General features: G+C 59.9%; 18 protein-coding genes. 3 read left to right on the top strand and 15 right to left on the bottom strand.

Going from position 1 to position 20,607, the window contains the following annotated elements; translation table 11 throughout:
- Positions 1-117 precede the first annotated feature (117 nt).
- Both IB252_RS29275 and IB252_RS29270 read left to right on the top strand, forming a co-directional pair.
- A complete protein-coding gene (locus IB252_RS29275; protein WP_007949456.1) occupies positions 118-354 on the top strand; it encodes a DUF3820 family protein in 237 nt (78 codons plus the stop codon).
- A 36-nt stretch (positions 355-390) separates the two neighbouring features.
- Positions 391-1,572 carry an aminotransferase class V-fold PLP-dependent enzyme gene (locus IB252_RS29270; protein WP_192411085.1) on the top strand — a complete coding sequence of 394 codons (1,182 nt, stop codon included), beginning with the start codon at positions 391-393 and terminating at the stop codon, positions 1,570-1,572.
- Positions 1,573-1,574: 2 nt separating this feature from the next.
- On the opposite strand, the gene IB252_RS29265 is transcribed toward IB252_RS29270, so the two are convergent.
- The 4 genes from IB252_RS29265 to zwf form a co-directional block, all read right to left on the bottom strand.
- Positions 1,575-2,300: an intradiol ring-cleavage dioxygenase gene (locus tag IB252_RS29265; protein WP_192411084.1), complete on the bottom strand. Its 726-nt coding sequence runs from the start codon at positions 2,298-2,300 to the stop codon at positions 1,575-1,577.
- A gap of 251 nt (positions 2,301-2,551) precedes the next feature.
- On the bottom strand, positions 2,552-3,217 hold the full coding sequence (locus IB252_RS29260) for a bifunctional 4-hydroxy-2-oxoglutarate aldolase/2-dehydro-3-deoxy-phosphogluconate aldolase (RefSeq protein WP_008151112.1): 666 nt from the start codon (positions 3,215-3,217) through the stop codon (positions 2,552-2,554).
- 17 nt (positions 3,218-3,234) lie between these two features.
- Complete coding sequence (pgl, locus tag IB252_RS29255) at positions 3,235-3,948, bottom strand: 6-phosphogluconolactonase (protein ID WP_111451468.1); 714 nt, start codon at positions 3,946-3,948, stop codon at positions 3,235-3,237.
- The gene (zwf, locus tag IB252_RS29250; protein ID WP_008151108.1) at positions 3,935-5,404 is read right to left on the bottom strand and encodes a glucose-6-phosphate dehydrogenase; all 1,470 of its coding nucleotides are present in this window, start codon (positions 5,402-5,404) and stop codon (positions 3,935-3,937) included. The genes pgl and zwf overlap by 14 nt, the downstream gene beginning before the upstream one ends.
- Before the next feature lie 239 nt (positions 5,405-5,643).
- Between zwf and IB252_RS29245 the strand changes: the two genes are divergently transcribed.
- On the top strand, positions 5,644-6,504 hold the full coding sequence (locus tag IB252_RS29245; protein WP_173667542.1) for a MurR/RpiR family transcriptional regulator: 861 nt from the start codon (positions 5,644-5,646) through the stop codon (positions 6,502-6,504).
- 124 nt (positions 6,505-6,628) lie between these two features.
- Here the strand turns inward: IB252_RS29245 and IB252_RS29240 are convergent, their stop codons facing one another.
- From IB252_RS29240 to edd, 11 genes are all read right to left on the bottom strand, one after another.
- Positions 6,629-7,483, bottom strand: a complete 855-nt coding sequence (locus IB252_RS29240) for a D-hexose-6-phosphate mutarotase (protein ID WP_134096451.1) — start codon at positions 7,481-7,483, stop codon at positions 6,629-6,631.
- 278 nt (positions 7,484-7,761) lie between these two features.
- Positions 7,762-9,108 carry a carbohydrate porin gene (locus tag IB252_RS29235; protein ID WP_111451466.1) on the bottom strand — a complete coding sequence of 449 codons (1,347 nt, stop codon included), beginning with the start codon at positions 9,106-9,108 and terminating at the stop codon, positions 7,762-7,764.
- A 205-nt stretch (positions 9,109-9,313) separates the two neighbouring features.
- Positions 9,314-10,474: an ABC transporter ATP-binding protein gene (locus tag IB252_RS29230; protein ID WP_111451465.1), complete on the bottom strand. Its 1,161-nt coding sequence runs from the start codon at positions 10,472-10,474 to the stop codon at positions 9,314-9,316.
- A 4-nt stretch (positions 10,475-10,478) separates the two neighbouring features.
- Positions 10,479-11,324, bottom strand: a complete 846-nt coding sequence (locus tag IB252_RS29225) for a carbohydrate ABC transporter permease (RefSeq protein ID WP_111451464.1) — start codon at positions 11,322-11,324, stop codon at positions 10,479-10,481.
- The gene (locus tag IB252_RS29220; RefSeq protein ID WP_008155860.1) at positions 11,317-12,225 is read right to left on the bottom strand and encodes a carbohydrate ABC transporter permease; all 909 of its coding nucleotides are present in this window, start codon (positions 12,223-12,225) and stop codon (positions 11,317-11,319) included. Before IB252_RS29220 ends, IB252_RS29225 begins: the two co-directional genes overlap by 8 nt.
- A 158-nt stretch (positions 12,226-12,383) precedes the next feature.
- Positions 12,384-13,691: an ABC transporter substrate-binding protein gene (locus tag IB252_RS29215; protein ID WP_192411083.1), complete on the bottom strand. Its 1,308-nt coding sequence runs from the start codon at positions 13,689-13,691 to the stop codon at positions 12,384-12,386.
- 117 nt (positions 13,692-13,808) lie between these two features.
- A complete protein-coding gene (locus tag IB252_RS29210; protein ID WP_192411082.1) occupies positions 13,809-15,068 on the bottom strand; it encodes an AGE family epimerase/isomerase in 1,260 nt (419 codons plus the stop codon).
- A gap of 288 nt (positions 15,069-15,356) precedes the next feature.
- The gene (locus tag IB252_RS29205; protein ID WP_111451461.1) at positions 15,357-16,826 is read right to left on the bottom strand and encodes an ATP-binding protein; all 1,470 of its coding nucleotides are present in this window, start codon (positions 16,824-16,826) and stop codon (positions 15,357-15,359) included.
- Complete coding sequence (locus tag IB252_RS29200) at positions 16,816-17,547, bottom strand: response regulator (RefSeq protein WP_008155851.1); 732 nt, start codon at positions 17,545-17,547, stop codon at positions 16,816-16,818. The genes IB252_RS29205 and IB252_RS29200 overlap by 11 nt, the downstream gene beginning before the upstream one ends.
- A 227-nt stretch (positions 17,548-17,774) precedes the next feature.
- Positions 17,775-18,734, bottom strand: a complete 960-nt coding sequence (locus IB252_RS29195; RefSeq protein ID WP_046049479.1) for a glucokinase — start codon at positions 18,732-18,734, stop codon at positions 17,775-17,777.
- Positions 18,731-20,557 carry a phosphogluconate dehydratase gene (gene edd / locus IB252_RS29190; protein WP_008155848.1) on the bottom strand — a complete coding sequence of 609 codons (1,827 nt, stop codon included), beginning with the start codon at positions 20,555-20,557 and terminating at the stop codon, positions 18,731-18,733. The genes IB252_RS29195 and edd overlap by 4 nt, the downstream gene beginning before the upstream one ends.
- Positions 20,558-20,607 lie beyond the last annotated feature (50 nt).

The raw sequence follows: 20,607 nt of genomic DNA, 5'->3' as shown, positions 1-20,607 counted from the left end.
TCAATCACTTACCGTTTAACGCGAAATCTGTATCCGTTTTTTTTGCATGATCTGTCATTTGGCCTGCATGCAGAATGCCTGTATTTTCCAGACTGTTTGAATCAAGACGACTGATTGATGAACCCTGAAAAGCTCGAACTGTTGATTACCCGTGAAATGCCCTTCGGCAAATACAAGGGCCGAATCATTGCCGACCTCCCCGGCCAATACCTGAACTGGTTCGCTCGCGAAGGTTTCCCCCATGGAGAACTCGGCGGCTTGCTGGCCTTGATGCAGGAAATCGATCATAACGGCCTGTCGGAGCTGCTCGAACCTCTGCGCGCCAAACATGGCAAACCCGCCCCTCGCCATTGACCCGCCCCCTATTCCTGGCCCCTGATTGAGTAGCCCATGCCCGATAACACTCGCCGTGCCCGTGATGAAGCCTTCTGGCGAACCTTTGCCGACCGATACGCGGTTGAACCCGGCCCGGTCAACCTCGAAAACGGGTACTTCGGGCGCATGTCGCGCACAGTGGTCGAGGAGTATCAGCGCAACATCGAACTGATCAATCGCAGCAACTCGGTGCATGTGCGCCAACGCTTCGAACAGGGCGAAAGCCTTGAAATCCGCGCACAGCTCGCCGAGCTGGTGGGCGTACCTGCCGACACTGTCGCCCTCACCCGCAACGCTTCGGACGGTCTGCAATCGCTGATCCGCAACTACAACCGTCTGACGCCGGGCGATCAGGTGCTGATAAGTGATCTGGAATACGACACGGTCAAAGGGGCCATGCGCTGGCTGGCACGTCATCGCGGCGTCGAGGTGATCGAGATCGAACACTCGCACCCCGCCAGTTTCGACAGTTTGCTGGCCACTTACCGCGAGGCCTTCGTGCGTTATCCGCGACTCAAACTGATGGCCCTGACCCACGTCACCCATCGCTCCGGGTTGGTGATGCCGGTGCAGGCCATTGCTGCAGCGGCCAGGGAACATGGCATCGACGTGATCCTCGACGGCGCGCATGCGCTCGGCCAGTTCGAGTTCAATCTCGATGAACTGGGCATCGCCTTTGCTGGCTACACCCTGCACAAATGGATCGGTGCACCGCTGACCCTGGGCTTCATTTACATCGCCCCCGAGCGCCTGGCCGACATCGATCCGGACATGGGCGAGATGCATTTCCCGGTCACCGACATTCGCGCCCGCACGCCGTACAGCACGCCCAACATTCCGGCGCTGCTGACCCTGCCGCTGGTGTTCGAGGAACATCGGGCCATGGGCGGTTCCGCCGCCAAGGGCGCTCGGCTCAATTACCTGCGCAACCGCTGGGTGAGCGCGGTACGCGAGTTGCCGGGGATCGAAGTCATGACCCCGGACGACCCGCGACTGTATTGCGGCATCACGTCGATGCGCTTTACCCGGCATGCTGATCAACAGGCGATGGTCGAGCGGCTGCTCAAGGACTACAACTTGTTTACCGTGGCCCGCAGTGGTGCCGCGAGTGGTCCGTGCATTCGCATAACCCCGGGGCTCACTAACACCGCTGCAGACATGGATTTGCTGACCCGGGCGCTCACCGAACTGCGCTGACGTCACACGGTGTGTTTGTCGAAGTCCTCGGGCTTGATCTGCGTCGATACCGCAAAGGTGTCGATGCCGATGGTCGTGTGCCCGAAGTAGCCATCTTTATTCGAGTCTCGACTCAGGGTGTGAACGTTCAAGGTCGATGCTTCGCCGCCCATGTTTTCATAGAAAAAATCTTGATCGTTGGTCAACGGCGAAACGGCTCGACCGCGGTATTCCCTGGCGCTGAGTACCGAGCGCGAGGCCGCCTCGGGAAAGTAGAGCTGACCGACCCAGGCAACATGCCGCTCTTCCAGGTAGTTGTTGCCTTCCATAATGCGTACCACGACGTGAATGTGCAGGGCTCGGCCGGCGTAGAACCCCGGATAGATCGTGGTAAACCGCACGATGCCGTTCTTGTCGGTAAATTGCCCGCCTCGCAGGTAAGTGTCGTCGTCGGTTCGCGGGATCGAACCTATGTCGTCGACGTCGATTTCCGTGTCTGGATTGACCTTGCTCCAGCCCGAATACGCACCGCGCGCGTTGCAATGCCAGATATCCACCAGCGCGTCAGTCACTGGTTGACCGGTCATGGCATCGACGATCGTCAGCCTCAGCACCAAGGGAATGCCATCCATCCCTTCGCTGATGTTTCGTCTGATCAGTTTCGGATTTCGGAAATATGGACCGGCGATCTGTTCGGGTGAAAGCAGGTAAACCGCTGGTGCGGGTGAAACCGGAGTGTTGTCTTCCATGACGTTCTCTCTTCCATAAGATGAACGCAAAGCTAGCATTGGCCGAGCAGAGAGATGCGGTAACTATGTATCGCGTAGGAGCATGGCTTGCCCGCGATGAACGATGACGCGCAGTATTTGTTAAACCGTAGCGTCGCCATCGCGGGCAAGCCATGCTCCTACAGGTTTTTGGCAGGCAAAAAAAAACGGTGCACCGACCAAGCGCACCGTAAAGCCGTAGAACACACAACGAAGTGTTTGGTAAAAACCGATCAGTCCAGCAGCGCCAATGCCTCGGCGGTGCATTCCTGAATGCGGGCCCAGTCGCCGTTCTTGATCCACTCGGGATCAAGCATCCAGCTACCGCCCACGCACATCACGTTTTTCAACGCCATGTAGCTCTTGATATTGGCCGGGCTGACGCCGCCAGTCGGGCAGAATTTCACTTCGCCAAACGGGCCGCCAAGGGCTTTGATAGCCGCGACACCGCCGCTGACTTCCGCCGGGAACAGCTTGAATCGACGATAACCCAGGCCGTAGCCTTCCATGATGCCGGAGGCGTTGCTGATGCCCGGCAACAGCGGAATCGGGCTGTTGACGCTGGCTTCCAGCAGGTCACGGGTGATGCCCGGCGTGACGATGAACTGCGAACCGGCCGCTTCGGCAGCCGCCAGCATGTTGCGATCCAGCACAGTGCCGGCACCGGTCACCAGCTCTGGACGCTGCTCGCGCAAAATCTGGATAGCCTTGAGGCCGAACTGTGAACGCAAGGTCACTTCCAGAGCTGTCAGGCCACCGGCCGCGAGGGCATCGGCCAGCGGCAGAATGTCCTGTTCGCGAGCGATGGTAATCACCGGCAGGATCCGCGCCTTGGCGCAGAGGCTGTCGATCAGGGCAACTTTGTCCGCCATGGAAACGGTCGGGGATGGGGTTGTCATAGCGGCTGTTCCTTGGCTCATGGGCACCAGTAAATCTCTAACGTAGGTTGCAGAAACGCGCGAATCGGCATGGCGGCGACATCGTCACCGGCCAATGCGGCACTCAAGGTGGTCAGCTTGGACTGACCGGAAATCGATAGAACGCTGGTCTTGGCCGACGCCAGCAGCGCGCGACTCATGGTCAGGCGCTGATGCGGCACGGTTGGCGCCAGCATCGGGTAGCAACGACGTGTGCCGTCGGCTTTCAAGGCGTCGGCCAGGTTCGGGCTATTCGGGAACAGCGAGGCGGTGTGACCGTCGTCGCCCATGCCAAGTATCAGCACGTCGATTGGCGGCAACTCGGCGAGCAAGCGATCCGCCTGCTCGGCGGCCAGTTCAAGGTTGGCGGTGGCGCTGTACAGACTCAGGAACTGAGCCTTGGCCGCCGGGCCTTGCAACAGGTAACGCTTGAGCAGACCGGCATTGCTGTCGGCGTGTTCAACCGGTACCCAGCGCTCGTCGGCCAGGGTGACGACAACCTTGGACCAGTCCAGCGTCTGCTTGGCCAGGTGCTGAAAAAACGCCACCGGACTGCGTCCACCGGAAACCACCAAGGTCGCGGTGCCGCGCGCATCGATCGCGTCACTCAGTCGCTTGGCCACATTCAGCGCCAGGCCTTCGGCCAGCAACACCGGGCTTTTGAACTCATGGGCGCTGACACCCTGAGGCAGTTTCAATTCAGATATCGCCATACCACGACCTCCCGTCCCGCGTGATCAGAGCAATGGAGCTCATCGGTCCCCAGGACCCGGCCGCGTACGGCTTGGGCGCATCACCGGATTTTTTCCATCCGGCGATCAACTGGTCACACCACTTCCACGCGGCTTCGATTTCATCTTTACGGACAAACAGGTTCTGATTGCCGCGCATCACTTCCAGCAACAACCGCTCGTAGGCATCGGGAATCCGTGCGCTGCGATAAGTGTCGGAAAAATTCAGCTGCAACGGACCGCTGCGCAGCTGCATACCCTTGTCCAGGCCTTGTTCTTTGGTCATCACGCGCAAGGAAATGCCTTCGTCCGGTTGCAGGCGGATAATCAGCTTGTTGCTGATTTGCAGACGCTGCTCGGGAGCGAAGATGTAGTGGGACGGTTCCTTGAAGTGGATGACGATCTGCGACAGCTTCTGCGGCATGCGCTTGCCGGTACGCAGGTAAAACGGCACACCGGCCCAACGCCAGTTGCGGATATCGGCACGCAGCGCAACGAAGGTTTCGGTGTCGCTCTGGGTGTTGGAGTTCGGCTCTTCCAGGTAACCGGGAACCGATTTGCCTTCGCTGTAACCCGCGATGTACTGACCGCGCACGACCTGAGTGGTCAGGCCTTCCGGACTGATCGGCGCCAGCGCCTTGAGCACTTTGACTTTCTCGTCGCGGATGCTGTCAGCGGACAGGTCGGCCGGCGGGTCCATGGCGATCAGGCAGAGCAGTTGCAGCAGGTGATTCTGGATCATGTCCCGCAGCTGGCCGGCCTTGTCGAAGTAACCCCAGCGACCTTCGATCCCGACCTTCTCGGCCACGGTGATTTCCACGTGGGAGATGTAATTCTGGTTCCACTGGGTTTCGAACAGGCTGTTGGCGAAACGCAGGGCGATCAGGTTCTGGACGGTTTCTTTGCCCAGGTAGTGGTCGATACGGTAGGTGCGGTTCTCCGGGAAGAACTGCGCCACGGCGTCGTTGACCTTGCGCGAGGATTCCAGGTCCGAACCGATGGGTTTTTCCAGCACCACGCGGGTGTTTTCGGTCAGGCCTACCTTCGACAGGTTCTCGCAGATCGCGCCGTAAACGGCGGCCGGTGTCGCGAAGTAGGCAATCACCCGCTGCGCGCTGCCAGCCATTTCGGCCAGGGCGACGTAATCGTCAGCCTTGAGGAAGTCGACGTGCAGGTAACTCAGGCGGGCCAGGAAGCGTTCGACCACGGCCTCGTCCAGCTCTTTGGCGACGACGTAGCGGCGCAGCTCGGAGGCGATGAACGCCAAATGCTGCTGCTCGCTGCCAGGCTCACGGGCCAGCGCGATAATTCGCGTGTCCTCGTGCAAGAGGCCTGCGCCATCGAGCTGATAAAGGGCAGGAAACAGCTTGCGCAGGGCCAGATCGCCGAGGGCGCCGAACAAGGCAAAGGTGCACGGTTCAACCGTAATCGAAGGCATGATGTTTGTTCTTTTATCAAGTTAAGCTACAAATACCTTTTTTCAAGGCATCACTCAAGGGAAAATGTAGTAATAACCACAACATTTTCGCAAAATACAGATTCCGAGTGGTGGACGGTCGGAGCCATCAGTAGGATAGGCCACCGTTACGGGCCCGATCAAAGTCCCAATTTGCATAGCCGGGGCCCTTATTTGCATTGCTCTCATGTTTGCGGAGCTAAGGAACATATATGGACCGCGTGCGAAATTTACTGGAACAGATCCAGAATCGCCTTGAAGACCTGAACAAGGCAGAACGCAAAGTCGCCGAAGTCATCCTGCTCAACCCAGAGCAGGCCACCCGGTTCAGCATCGCCGCCCTCGCCCAGGCCTCAAAGGTCAGCGAGCCGACGGTCAACCGTTTCTGCCGCTCGTTTGGCGTCAGCGGCTACCCGGAACTCAAGCTTCAATTGGCCCAGAGCCTGGCCAGTGGCGCCGCGTATGTCAGCCGTGCGGTGGAGGCAGATGACAATCCCGAGGCCTATACCAAAAAGATTTTCGGCAGCGCCATCGCCTCGCTGGACAGTGCGTTGCAGGCCTTGGACCCGAACCTGATCAGCCGCGCCGTCGACCTGTTGATCCAGGCCCGGCAGATCCACTTCTTCGGCCTCGGCGCCTCGGCCCCGGTGGCGCTGGATGCACAGCACAAGTTCTTCCGCTTCAACCTGGCAGTCACCGCCCACGCGGACGTGCTGATGCAACGCATGATTGCGTCGGTGGCGCACACCGGCGAGTTGTTCGTGATCATTTCCTACACCGGCCGTACCCGCGAACTGGTGGAAGTGGCGCGTATTGCCCGGGAAAACGGTGCTTCGGTGCTGGGCCTGACAGCCGAGGGTTCGCCACTGGCCAAGGCCAGCACCTTGAGCCTGAACATTCCGCTGCCGGAAGACACCGACATCTATATGCCGATGACGTCGCGGATCATTCAGCTGACCGTGCTGGATGTCCTCGCCACCGGCATGACCTTGCGCCGAGGCGTGGACTTCCAGCCGCATTTGCGCAAGATCAAGGAAAGCCTGAATGCCAGTCGGTATCCGATTGGGGATGAATTCAACTAGGCCGACATCTCCATCGTCTGAACTGGCATCATCGCGAGCAGGCTCGCTCCCACAGGGAAAGCATTCCAAATGTGGGAGCGAGCCTGCTCGCGATGGCGTCAGCAGCTACAACGCAAGTCTTGGACTAAGCACCAACCCGCGCCTGCAAACTCAAATGCGCCCTCTCCCCCGGCGCCAGGCTCAGGCTATCGGTCCCGCCACTCGCCGCTTCAACGCACACAAACTCCGAAATCTCATTCCAGCTTACCCCCAGCAACGGCCGCGAGCCCGGATGCCAGACCACCGTGTCCGCACTGTCTCCCGTATCGATGCACAACTCCCGCTGCCAGGCGTGGTCCTTGAGCTGTAATTCGCCGTCATGCTGGAACACCCGCTGACAGCCGCCCTCTACCCGCAACTCGCCTTCCTGATGACAAATCTGCCGGTTCAACTGGTCGTAACCCTGCGCTCCGTCGAGGCCAGACAGCGCTACCTCGCCGACGTCGCCAATACGCCAATAAGCGTGCAACGCCTGACTCAATTGGCACGGCAGGCTGTCCTGATGCTCGGTACTCAGGCGTAAATCCATGCGTTCGCCCAAGTGCGCGTGCAGGTCCACTTGCCAGTCGCACAACTGAAGTTGCCAGTGCAAGCGCACGCCATCGTCATCAGTGCTGCTGTCCAGCAGCTTCCAGTCGATCAGCCGTGCCCAGCCATGGGACGGCCAGGCGTTTTCGCTCGGATGACGGCCATACCACGGCCAGCACACCGGAACGCCACCACGAATCGCACCAACTTGTGGCCACTTCGCCGCGCACCAGAGCCAGGGTTTCTGGCCCTTTGGCTGGAAGTGCAGCAACTGCGCCCCCTGCCGACTGAACACCGCCTGACACAGCGGATGGTCGATCACCAGCACGTCGCGCTTCTGATAGCGCTCCCACGCAAACACCGGACGTTCGCGCAAGGATTTGAAGAAGCGTTGTAGCGGATGCTCATGCATGTGCCACGGTCCTGAAAATCATGGGTGTACTCAATACGTGTGCCCAGTGAACCACTGTGGCGAGGGGATTTATCCCCGTTCGGCTGCGAAGCAGTCGTAAAACCAGAAAAACGCGATTTACCTGGAACACTGCGGTGGATGGTTTTGGGGCCGCTTCGCAGCCCAACGGGGATAAATCCCCTCGCCACAGGTTGCTTTGGCATACCACACAAAAAAAAGCGGACAGCCTGGGCTGTCCGCAAAAATGCGCACATAGAGAGGAGCTTATCGCAACAGCGTTAGAACACCGACTGAATTTTCAGGCCGGCGACCAGCGCGTTGTCGACTTCATCGACACCACCCGGGTGAGTGATGTATTGCAGGTTAGGACGCACGGTCAGCCAGTTGGTAACGTGGAAGCCGTAGTTGATCTCGTAGTTGTACTCGGTAGTACGCAGTGGCGAGAACAGTGGATCCTCGTACTCGGTAACACCATTGGAGGCGTTGACCAGTTCAGCATTTTTCTTCACGTCATCGTTGACATGGATGCGGGCGAAACCGATACCGACGTCATCTTTTGGACGTGCATCGAACGGGCCCTTGTACACAAACATCAGCGACTGGTAGTTGTCGACGAAGTTGGTGTCCTTGTCGTGGAACGTGGCGTTGGCTGCGATGTTCAGACCACGGCTCTTGTCACCGTTATGGTCGGTCAGCTGTTGCTGCGCCACGAACCAGTAACCGTGCTTGCTATCGTGGCTGCGATAGGCGTTACCGCTGGTGGCTGCATCATTGCCGTCGGCATCCTTGCGGACGTCATCGGCATTGGCCGTGCTTTTGTAGTAACCGACACGGTATTCGCCGGGCAGGTTGTTAGGGTTCGGCGACCAGACCAGTTCGACCGGCAGGACGGTGCCAGCAGTCCCACTGCCGCTGAGCTTGAAGCCGTTACCGTGCTCCAGTTGCGACGGGTTCTGGTTGTACGCGCCGATCTGCGCATAGAACTCAGGCGAGATGTTGTACTTCACGCGAACCGCAGCCTGCATGACCGGCCAGTTGTACCAGATGTTGGTCGCCCAGTTACCCGCTTGGGAACCGCAGAACGCCAGGTTCTGGAACTCGCACGGGAAGGTGTTGAAGTCTTCGCCTTCGCCGAAGTAACCGGCTTTGACGTCCAGTTTACCGTCGAGGAACTGGTGCTTGATCCACAATTGGGTCAGACGGACCATATGGCCACGGCCGTAGACTTCCTGAGACGAACTCAAGGTGCCGGCACGCGGATCGCCGACACGGTCATTGGAGATGTTCTGACCATTACGGTTAGTGAGCTGGATCTTCGCCTGGGTGTTATCCCAGCCCCACAGTTTTTGCAGGTCCAGTGCCACGCCGAGGCCAAACTGGTCAGCGTAACGCGCAGTCTTGTCGTCGTTGTAGCCGCCGTGGAGGTTGGCGCCCACTTCACCGACGTAGTCCATCTTGATGTCGATACCCTGCTCGATCAGCCTGGTCCGCTCGCCACCCCAATCACCGGTCATCCATTCGGAATCGGCGCTGAACGCGTCAGCCGCGTGTACGCTACCGGCCAACATCATTGCCGCAACGGCTGACAACTGGCAGATAAGCTGAGCGTTGTTGTTCTTCTTCATCCCTACATCCTCGTTTTATTGTTATTAACTGTTTTTATCTAACGCGGTGACATCCCCTGCGGGAGCGGGCTTTGTGGCGAGGGGATTTAGCGAAACGTCGCACCGCCCCGTTGGGTCGCGAAGCGGCCCTAAAAAATGGGACTGCTGCGCAGTCCAACGGGGATAAATCCCCTCGCCACAAAGCACGCTCCCACATTTCTGATCTTCAGCGACCTTTGAATTGTGCGACGTTCGCAGACCGGGTTTCGGCTTGCGGCTGACCGGCCACCCCCAGGCGCTCCCCGGTCTTGGCATCGAACAACAGCACTTTCGATGGATCGAATTGCAGGGTCAGGGTCTCGCCCACGGCCGGTGCAACGTCCGGCGCCAGACGGCAGCAGACTTTGGTTTCGTTGAGATTGACGAACACCAGGGTGTCGGGACCGGTTGGCTCGGTGACCTGGACTTCGGCGCGAATGATCGGCAAACCATTCGGCTCGCTACCTGCCAAGACGATCTGCTCCGGGCGCATGCCGAGGATCACTTCGCGGTCTTCAAGACCGGCGTCCTGCATGCCCAACGGCAATTCGCAGCGCGCCTGACCGCTGTCGAGCAGCGCCAGCAGACGACCGTCCTTGCGCTGCAAACGCAGGGGGATGAAGTTCATCGGCGGCGAACCGATGAAGCTCGCCACGAACAGGTTGGCCGGGTTGTTGTAGATGTCTTTCGGCGTGCCGAATTGCTGGATGATCCCGTCCTTCATCACCGCCACTTTGTCGCCCAGGGTCATGGCTTCGATCTGGTCGTGGGTCACGTAGACCGTGGTGGTTTTCAGGCGCTGATGCATCAGTTTCATTTCGGTGCGCATCTCGACGCGCAGCTTGGCGTCGAGGTTGGACAGCGGTTCGTCGAACAGGTAAATCTTCGGCCGCCGCGCCAGGGCACGGCCCATCGCCACGCGCTGTTGCTGGCCACCAGAGAGCTGACCGGGTTTACGGGCGAGCAAATGTTCGATCTGCAACAGCTTGGCCACGCGAGCGACTTCTTCGTCGATTTCGGCGGCGGGCATTTTGCGAATCTTCAGGCCGAACGCGATGTTGTCGCGCACGCTCATCGTCGGGTACAGCGCGTAGGACTGGAACACCATGGCGATGTCACGATCTTTGGGGCTCATGCCGCTGATGTCGGCGTCATCCACCAGGATCGCGCCGCCGCTGATGTTTTCCAGACCGGCGATGCAGTTCATCAGCGTGGATTTACCGCAGCCCGACGGGCCAACCAGGATCAGGAACTCACCGTCATCGATCTTCAGTTCGATGTTTTTCAGGGTGTCCGGCAAACCGGCGCCGTAGGTCTTGTTGACGTTGCGTAATTCGAGAGTTGCCATTGTTCTACCCCTTGACCGCGCCGGACGTCAGCCCACGCAGGAAATACTTGCCAGCGAAAATGTAGACCAGCAGTGTCGGCAGCCCGGCGATCATCGCGGCGGCCATATCAACGTTGTATTCCTTGGCCCCGGTGCTGGTGTTGACCAGGTTGTTCAGGGCCACGGTAATCGGCTGGGCATCGCCACTGGCGAAGACCACGCCGAACAGGAAGTCATTCCAGATCTGAGTGAACTGCCAGATCAGGCAGACCATCACGATCGGGATCGACATCGGCAGCAGGATCTTCCAGAAAATCGTGAAGAAGCCCGCGCCATCAAGGCGTGCAGCCTTGACCAGCGCATCCGGAATGCTCACGTAGTAGTTGCGGAAGAACAGCGTGGTGAACGCCAGGCCGTAGACCACGTGCACCAGCACCAAGCCGGTGGTGGTATTGGCCAGGCCGAACTTGCCGAGGGTGAACGAGGCTGGCAACAGCACGGTCTGGAACGGCAGGAAGCAGCCGAACAGCAGCAGACCGAAGAACAGTTGCGAACCCCGGAAGCGCCACATCGACAGTACGTAACCGTTCATGGCACCAATGAACGTGGAGATCAGAACCGCCGGCACGGTGATTTTCACCGAGTTCCAGAAGTAGCCGCCGACCACGTCCCAGGCCTTGATCCAGCCGATGCCGTCAATCACTTGCGGCCAGCTCAGCAGGTTGCCGGTGCGGATATCTTCCGGGGATTTGAAACTGGTCAGCAGCATCACCACCAGCGGGATCAGGTAGATCGCGGCGGCCAGCAACAGCGTGGCGTAGATGGCGATTCGGCTGAAGCTCAAGGCTGGTTTGCCGAGTTGATTACTCATGGCGTTTGCCTCGCAATTCGGAGTACAGGTACGGCACCAGAATCGCCAGGATCGCGCCCAGCATCATCATGGCGCTGGCCGAACCAATGCCCATCTGGCCACGGCTGAAAGTGAAGGAATACATGAACATCGCGGGCAGGTCGGACGAGTAGCCCGGGCCGCCAGCGGTCATTGCCGCCACCAGGTCGAAGCTCTTGATCGCGATGTGCGCGAGGATCATGAAGGCGCTGAAGAACACCGGGCGCAGGCTCGGCAACACGATTCTCAAATAGATGGTCGGCAGGCTCGCACCGTCGACTTGCGCGGCACGGATGATCGATTGATCGACACCCCGCAGGCCGGCCAGGAACATCGCCATCACAAACCCGGAGGCTTGCCACACGGCGGCGATCACCAGGCAATACACCACGCGATCCTGATCCACCAGCCAGTCGAGACGGAAGCCTTCCCAGCCCCAGTCACGCAGCATCTTGTCCAGGCCCAGCCCTGGGTTGAGCAGCCATTTCCACGCGGTACCGGTGACGATCATCGAGAGCGCCATCGGGTACAGGTAAACGGTGCGGATGAAACCTTCCTTGCGAATGCGCTGATCCAGCAGCACTGCAAGGAAGACGCCGAGCACCAGGCTGATGCCGATGAACATGCCACCGAAGACCGCGAGGTTTTTGCTCGCGACCCACCAGCGATCGTTGTCCATCAGGCGGATGTATTGCTGCAGGCCGACCCATTTGTAGCTCGGCATGAAGCTCGAATTGGTGAAGGACAGAACGAATGTCCAGATGATGTAACCGTAAAAACCAACCAGGACGATCAGCATGCTTGGCGCCAAAACCAGTTTGGGGAGCCAGCGCTGCAGTGCGTCGAACGGTGAGGCTTTGCTGAAAACCGCCACAGAGCTCATCGGGATAATCCAGGTGAAGAGAAATGAAATCCGCACGGCGATCCCTTGTAGGAGCCGAGCTTGCTCGCGATAGCGGTGTAACAGACGACATCTGAGTTGAATGTCAGTCAGCTATCGCGGGCAAGCCTTGCTCCTACAAGGTCACGCGGTGTCAGGGATTACTGGGCGGCTTTGACGGCCGATGCCAGTTGCTTGCTGGCCGTCGCCGGATCAGCATTCTTGTCATTCATGAAGTTGGTCACCACATCGAAAATCGCGCCCTGCACGGCCAGGGAAGTGGCCATGTTGTGCGCCATGCTCGGTTGCAGGCCGCCAGTCTTCTCGTCTGCAAGGAAATCCTTGGCCGCCGCTTGAGCGCAGGAATCGAAGCCCAGACCGCTCATGTCGTTAAGCATGTCGGTACGCACCGGGATCGAGCCTTTGTTGATGCTGAAGACTTTCTGGAAGTCTTTGCCCAGCGCGACCTTGGCCAGGTCTTGTTGAGCGGCGATGTCACCTTTGCGATCGGCCTTGAGCTTGAACACCGCCAGGGAATCGATGTTGTAGGTGAAGGCTTTTTCGGTGCCCGGGAATGGCACGCACTGGTAGTCCTTGCCCGCTACTTTCTTGGCAGCGGTCCATTCGCTCTTGGCCCAGTCGCCCATCATCTGCATACCGGCCTTGCCGTTGATGACGTCGGCGGCAGCGATGTTCCAGTCACGACCGGCACGGTTCGGGTCCATGTAACCGGTGAGTTTTTTCAGCTCGGCGAACGACTTGGTCATCTCGGCGCCCGAGAGGGTTTTCTGATCCAGATCTACCAGGGCTTTCTTGTAACCGTCAGCGCCCATGACCGAGAGCACCACGTCTTCAAACACGGTGCTGTCCTGCCAAGGCTGGCCACCGTGGGCAAGCGCAATGAAGCCGGCGGCTTTGAGCTTGTCGCCAGCGGCATAGAATTCTTCGAGGGTAGTCGGGGCTTTTTCGATCCCGGCTTTCTTGAAGACTTCCGGGTTGATCCACAGCCAGTTGACGCGGTGAATGTTCACCGGCACGGCGACGTAGTCACCTTCGTACTTGACGGTGTCGGAGACTTTCTTCGACAGCAGGCCATCCCAGCCTTCGGACTTGGAAACCTCTTTGAGGGTGTCGGTGCTGAGCAGGCCAGTGCTGCCCCACTCCTGGATGTCCGGACCTTTGATCTGCGCAACGCCCGGCGGGTTGCCGGCGACGGCGCGGCTTTTGAGTACGGTCATGGCAGTGGAACCGCCGCCACCGGCGACTGCGCCGTCCTTCCAGGTAAAGCCGTCTTTTTCGACTTGGGCCTTCAGGACATCGACCGCAGCCTTTTCACCACCAGAGGTCCACCAGTGAACGACTTCCACCGAACCTTTGGAATCGGCAGCAAACGTACTCAGCGGGAATGCAGACAGGGGAAGCAGTGAAGCGAGAGAAATGACAGTAGCGAGGCGAGAAATCGCATTCATCTAGTAGTACCTTTCTTGTTGTTATGCATGCAAGTCTGGTGCTTGCGCTGCATAGGATTCTAAACAGGAGTGATCCCTTCGCAGGTAACGAAGGGACGTTCGAATGTCACCACATGGTTACACAGGAGCGCTCTGGGATAACTGTGCCAGGGCAGTCGCCATGCTTGGCGCCAGAGGCAACCGCGGGATCAGTACGGCTTGCCAGGCGTGATAAAGGTCGGGTTTGCCCGCCCAGATATCGGCGCTCGGGCGATTCTGCGGATCGAGCTCGTGGCGCCAGCTACCGCTTTCGCGATCGATGAAATGGCTGTCGCAGAATTCCCAAAACAGTCGATACCAGCGTTCGTATTGCGCATCACCGGTGCGTTTAAGCAGCGCGCTGGCGGCGGCGCTGGCTTCGCAATGGGTCCAGTGCAGGCGATGGCGAACCACGGCGCGATTGTCCCAGTCGAGGGTGTAGACAATCCCCGGCGCCCCGTCGACATCCCAGCCGTGACGGCAGTTGTGGTCGAAGAGTTTTTGCGCGTCGCTGGCGAGCCAGCCCGGCGTCAGCATCCCGGCCTTAACCCGCGCCGCTTCGAGATGCAGTATCAGCCGGGCCCATTCGAAACCGTGACCCGGCGTGGTGCCGTAGGGGCGAAAACCATCGGCCGGGTTGTCGTGGTTGTATTCGCGCAAGGGTTGCCAGTCGCGGTCGAAATGCTCGACCACCAGGTAATCGTTGGCAGCGGCGTGACCGTGGATGACGCGCTCGACGATGCGCTGGGCGCGGATCAGCCAGCGGTTGTCGTCAGTGACATCCGCCAACGCAAGAAAGGCTTCGGTGGCGTGCATGTTGCTGTTGGCGCCGCGATAGCTTTCCTCTTCACTCCAGTCGCGGTTGAAGGATTCGCGCATCGCGCCCTCCTCTTCGCTCCAGAAATGCGCATCGATGATGCGGACGGCATCGTCGAGCAAGGCCTGCGCGCCGGGACGCTGAGCGACAACCGCAGAACTGGCGGCCAGCGCGACAAAGGCGTGCAGGTAAGCGGCTTTATCGGTGTTGCCGTCACGATGCTCGGGGGCAGCGAACCAGCCGCCATGTTCGGCGTCACGCAATGGGCCGCTGAGAGCTTTGACGCCGTGATCCACCAGCTCGGCGAAACCCGGCAAGCCCTGAATGTGGGCCATGGCGAAGCTGTGGGTCATGCGCGCGGTGTTCATGGTTTCGGCGTGGGCGTTGGCTGGCAGGCAGCCCTTTTCATCAAGATTGCCGAAGCCCTCGGGAAGCGTTGAAGCCTTGGCAAACGCCAGCAGGCGCAGGCCTTCGGCGGCGAGCCATTGTTGATGGGCGGGTGCGTTCAGCCAACTGCTGAAAGCGGGTTGGAAGGTGTCCATGGGATGCCTTTTTTGTTGTTATGACTGGGGGCAGTCTAAACAACGGGCGGTGGTGGGCTTGTAACGAAGGGGGCAGGTTTTGTCACTGGGTTGTGACAAAGAGCCACCCCTCACCCCAGCCCTCTCCCCACGGGGGAGAGGGGGAAAGGGAGCAGATCTCCATCGGTTTCTACGCCTGAGTTCGACTCTATTTCCTCGGTCTCAGAATATCTAAAAACCAACTCGGTCAGTCCCCTCTACCCCTTGGGGAGAGGGTTAGGGTGAGGGGGTGGATCTAAAGGCAGAAACTCAATCCACCGACCGCGGCAAATGCAACGTCACCCTCAACCCACCCTCACGCAAATTCTGCAGGCTGACCTCACCCCCATGGCTATGCGCAATATTTCGCGCAATCCCCAACCCCAACCCATAACCCTGCTGCTGCCCGGCCAGGCGGAAGTGCGGCTCGAACACCTGTTCCATCCGCTGTTCCGGCACGCCTGGCCCTTCATCGTCCACATGCAGGATGAACGCACTCGGGTCGTCATCAATGTGCAAATGCGCTTTCTGCCCATACTTCAAGGCATTGTCGATCAGGTTGCCGATGCAACGCTTGAGCGCCAGCGGCTTCCCCGGATACGCCGCCAGCGCACGCCCTTGCTGAGTAACGCGACCATTGCCGTTGGGCGCCAGATACGGTTCCACCAGACAATCAAGTACATGGTTGAGGTCCACCGGCTCGATGTTTTCGTGGATGTCGGTGTCTTTCACGCATTGCAGCGCGCCTTTGACCAGCAGCTCCAGCTCATCCAGATCACGGCCGAACTTGGCTTGCAGCGTTTCGTCTTCGAGCAATTCAACGCGTAACCGCAAGCGGGTAATCGGCGTGCGCAAGTCATGAGAAATCGCGCTGAACAACTGGCTGCGCTCGGTCAGGTAACGGCTGATGCGTTCGCGCATCGCATTGAAGGCGCGGCCGACCTCGATCACTTCACTGCCGCCACCCTCGGCCACTGGCTCGACTTCCGCGCCGAGGGACATGTCCCGTGCTGCCCGCGCCAAACGCTTGAGCGGCCGGCTCTGCCAGTGCACCAGCAGGCCAATGAACAACAGCAAGAAGCCGCTGGTGAGCACGATGAACCAGACTTGCTGCGCCGGCAGGCCTTGCTCTTCAAGACTGGTGTAGGGCTCGGGCAACAGTGAGGCGATGTACAGCCACTCGCCCGGTGCCATCTGGATTTGCGTGACCAATACCGGCGGGTTCACCGGCTCCAGGGTCAGCGCGTAGTGCGCCCAGGAGCGCGGCAATTCATCGAGCTTCAGACCGCCGTTGAAGATCCGCAGGTCTTCGGGGCTGACGAAGGTCACCGAGATATCAATGTCCTGGCCCAGGGACTGGCGCAACACTTCGTCCACCGCTTTGAGCACGGCTTCCTTGCGCGGGGTGATCGGCAGCACTTCCATGCCCAAGGGTTTGTCGTTGAGCGTCACCACAAAACGGGTGCCACCCATGCTGCGCAACTGGTCGAGTACCAATGGCCGAAACGCTACCGGCAGAGAGCGAAAGTAACTGACGCTGGCCGTCATCGAATGAGCGAGGCTACGGGCGCTGGTGACCAGCCCTTCAAGCTGGGTGGCGCGCAGTTGCGAGACCCAGATCACGCTCGACAGTGTTTGGGCGAACAACACTGCCAACAGCGTCAGCAACAGCATCCGCCCGAGCAGCGAACGTGGCACGGGAATCCGCGCGGCGAGTTTGCGGAAAAATTCAGTGGCCATTGCTGGCAACCACATTGGCGGCCAGTTGGTAGCCGCTGCCGCGCACGGTACGGATCAGTCGCGGCGGTTTTTCGGTGTCGCGCAGGCGCTGGCGCAACCGGCTGACGGCCATGTCGACGATGCGATCCAGCGGCATCAAATCACGACCACGGGTGGCGTTGCCGATAGTGTCGCGATCGAGGATTTCCTGGGGGTGATCGAGGAACAGTTTCAGCAGCGCGAAATCGGCGCCGGAGAGAATCACTTCTTCGCCGTCGATGTGGAACAGGCGATGGCTGACCATGTCCAGCCGCCAGTCATCGAAGGCCAGCACTTCACTGCCGGAACGTTCCTGCCCGAACTGCGCGCGACGCAACAGGGCTTTGATGCGCGCTTGCAATTCACGCGGGCTGAAGGGTTTGCCAAGGTAATCGTCGGCGCCCAATTCCAGACCGATGACGCGGTCGGCCTCGTCGGAGCTGGCGGTGAGCATGATAATCGGCACCTGCGCCTGACGCGGGTGCTGGCGGATCCAGCGGCAGAGGCTGAAGCCGTCTTCGTCCGGGAGCATCACATCGAGGATCACCAGATCGCTCGGCGCCTCGTTCATCGCCTGACGAAAGCCTGCGCCGTCCGGCGTGGTTCGCACCTGAAAACCGGCGCGGGTCAGGTAGGTGTCCAGCAACTCGCGTATCTCTTGATCGTCATCGACCAACAAAATCGACTTGTTGACTGAGCTCACAGGGGCGGCATCCTTGTTGTTTGAATTGGGCGGATTATGCCTTAAGCGCTGATTCTACAAACACCACAAAACCAACTGTGGGAGCGAGCTTTGTGGCGAGGGGATTTAGCGAAACGTCGCACCGCCCCGTTGGACTGCGCAGCAGTCCCCTTTTTTAGGGCCGCTTCGCGACCCAACGGGGATAAATCCCCTCGCCACAAAACCGCTCCCACATTTTTGATCGCATTTCAGGCGGGGTTGGATTGCTCCAGCGCAACGCCCGCCCCCATCAAGCCGGAATACGGCGCCGTCACCAGCCACACCGGGATGCCTTTGAAATAATCGCTCATGCAGCCTTTGTCGGCAAAGCACCGGGCAAAGCCGCTTTCGATGAAGAAATCGGCGAACCGTGGAATCACCCCGCCGACGATGTACACACCGCCGCGCGCGCCCGTGGTCAGCACGTTATTGCCGGCCACACGACCCAGCCAGCAGCAGAACTGCTCAAGCACTTCCAGGGCAATTGGATCGCCGGCCAGGCCGGCAGCCGTGATCGCTTCCGGTGTTTCGAGCACAGGTTCATGACCGTCCACCGCACAAATCGCCCGATAGACCCGCGGCAAACCACTGCCGCTCAACGCCGTTTCGGCGCTGACATGACCGATCTCATTGAAGATGTGCTGCCACAACTGAGTTTCCCGTGGGCTGCTCAGTGGCAAATCGACGTGACCGCCCTCCCCCGGCAACGCGGCGAAACGACCTTCGCCCAGATCCAGCAACGTGCCAACACCGAGGCCAGTCCCCGGACCGATCACCACCGCCGGCCGCAACGGTTCCGGCGTGCCTTCGCAGACCACCCGAAACTCGTCCGGCTGCAAACGGGTCATGCCCAGCGCCATGGCCGAGAAGTCGTTGACCAGCAACAGTTGATCCACCTGCAAGGTCTTGCAAAACCCCTTGCGGCTGAGTCGCCAGTGATTGTTGGTGAACTTGAATTCATCACCGCTGACGGGGCCGGCCACCGACAGGCACACCGAACCGATCGAACCCGGCGCCAGGCCAAGCCCGCTCAGGTAGAGGGCAATCGCCTCTTCCGGGCTGGCATGGTCGGCCGTTGCCAGCACCTGGATCGATTCCAGCTGCTGGTTTTTCCACAACGCGAAACGTGCGTTGGTCCCACCGATGTCACCGACCAAAGCCAGTTTCAATTAAGCGTCTCCAGGGCAGAAGTGAAGGCGCTGGCGCCCTGCTCTGCGGAGCTGAAGGCCATGCGCATGAAACCAAACAGTTCGCGACCGCTGCCGATGTTATTGCCCAACAGGCCCTTGGCAGGTTCGCGCGCTGCGAATTCTTCGGCGTCCACCTTAAGCTCCAGAGTGCCTTTGACGCCATCGACGCGGATGATATCGCCCTCTTGGACCCGCGCCAAAGCGCCGCCCACATACGCTTCGGGGCTGACGTGAATCGCCGCCGGGATTTTCCCCGACGCACCGGACATGCGCCCGTCAGTCACCAGCGCCACTTTGAAGCCGCGATCCTGCAGAACGCCAAGGAACGGCGTCATCTTGTGCAGCTCCGGCATGCCGTTGGAACGCGGGCCCTGGAAGCGCATCACCGCGACGAAATCCTTCTCGAGCAAACCGGCCTTGAACGCATCGGCCAGATCCTGCTGATCCTGGAATACCATGGCCGGTGCTTCGACGACCTGGTTTTCCAACGCGACAGCGGACACTTTCATGACACCGCGACCGAGGTTGCCTTCCATCACGCGCAAGCCACCCTCTGGCGAAAATGCGCGAGCGACCGGACGCAGAATGGTCTCGTCGAGGCTTTCGATCGGGCCTTCGCGCCAGACCAGTTCGCCGTTTTCGAGGAACGGCTCCATGGTGTAGCGGCTCAGGCCGTGGCCCAGCACCGTGTTGACGTTTTCGTGCAGCAGCCCGGCTTCCAGCAGTTCGCGAATCAGGAACGACATGCCGCCCGCGGCCTGGAAGTGGTTGATGTCGGCTTTGCCGTTCGGGTAGACGTGGCTCAGGGTCGGCACCACCTCGGAGAGGTCGGCCATGTCCTGCCAGGTCAGTTGAATGCCCGCCGCCATCGCGATGGCCGGCATGTGCAGCGTGTGGTTGGTCGAGCCGCCGGTGGCGTGCAGGGCCACGATGGAGTTGACCAGCGAACGTTCGTCGACGATTTCGCCGATCGGCATGAAGTCGCCGCTCTGTTTGGTCAGACGCGTGACTTGATGCGCCGCTTCGCGGGTCAGGGCATCACGCAACGGGGTGTTCGGGTTGACGAAAGAGGCGCCCGGCAAGTGCAGGCCCATGACTTCCATCAGCAACTGGTTGGTGTTGGCGGTGCCGTAAAAGGTGCAGGTACCCGGGCTGTGGTAGGACTTCATCTCCGATTCCAGCAGCTCTTCGCGGCTGGCTTTGCCTTCGGCATAGCGCTGGCGCACATCGGCTTTCTGCTTGTTGGAAATGCCCGACACCATCGGCCCGCCCGGCACGAAGATCGTTGGCAGATGACCGAAACGCAACGCGCCCATCATCAGGCCCGGGACGATCTTGTCGCAGATGCCGAGCATCAGCGCGCCGTCGAACATGTTGTGAGACAGCGCCACGGCAGTGGACAGGGCAATCACTTCGCGGCTCGGCAGGCTCAGTTCCATGCCTGGCTCGCCCTGGGTCACGCCATCGCACATGGCGGGGGTGCCGCCAGCGAACTGGCCGACGGAGCCGATTTCGCGCAGGGCCTTTTTGATCTGCTCAGGAAAGACTTCGTACGGCTGGTGCGCCGAGAGCATGTCGTTGTAGGACGAAACAATCGCAATGTTGGCGGAGTTCATCATCCGCAGACTGTTCTTGTCGTCGGTGCCGCAACCGGCCACGCCGTGGGCGAAGTTGGCGCATTGCAGCTTGCCGCGCATGGGACCGTCGCTGGCAGCACCACGAATCAGTGCAAGGTAAGCCTCACGCGTGGCGCGGCTGCGGGCGATAAGCCGTTCGGTGACCTCAAGGACGCGGGGATGCATGTTTAGAACTCCAGGCTAACGGATGTGGCGACCTGATTGTCTATGCTGAT

The organism is Pseudomonas sp. PDM10, from assembly GCF_014852295.1.
GTDB lineage: Bacteria > Pseudomonadota > Gammaproteobacteria > Pseudomonadales > Pseudomonadaceae > Aquipseudomonas.
The sequence above is the reverse complement of the archived record's forward strand: the minus strand, read 5'-3'. Positions and strand labels throughout refer to the sequence as shown.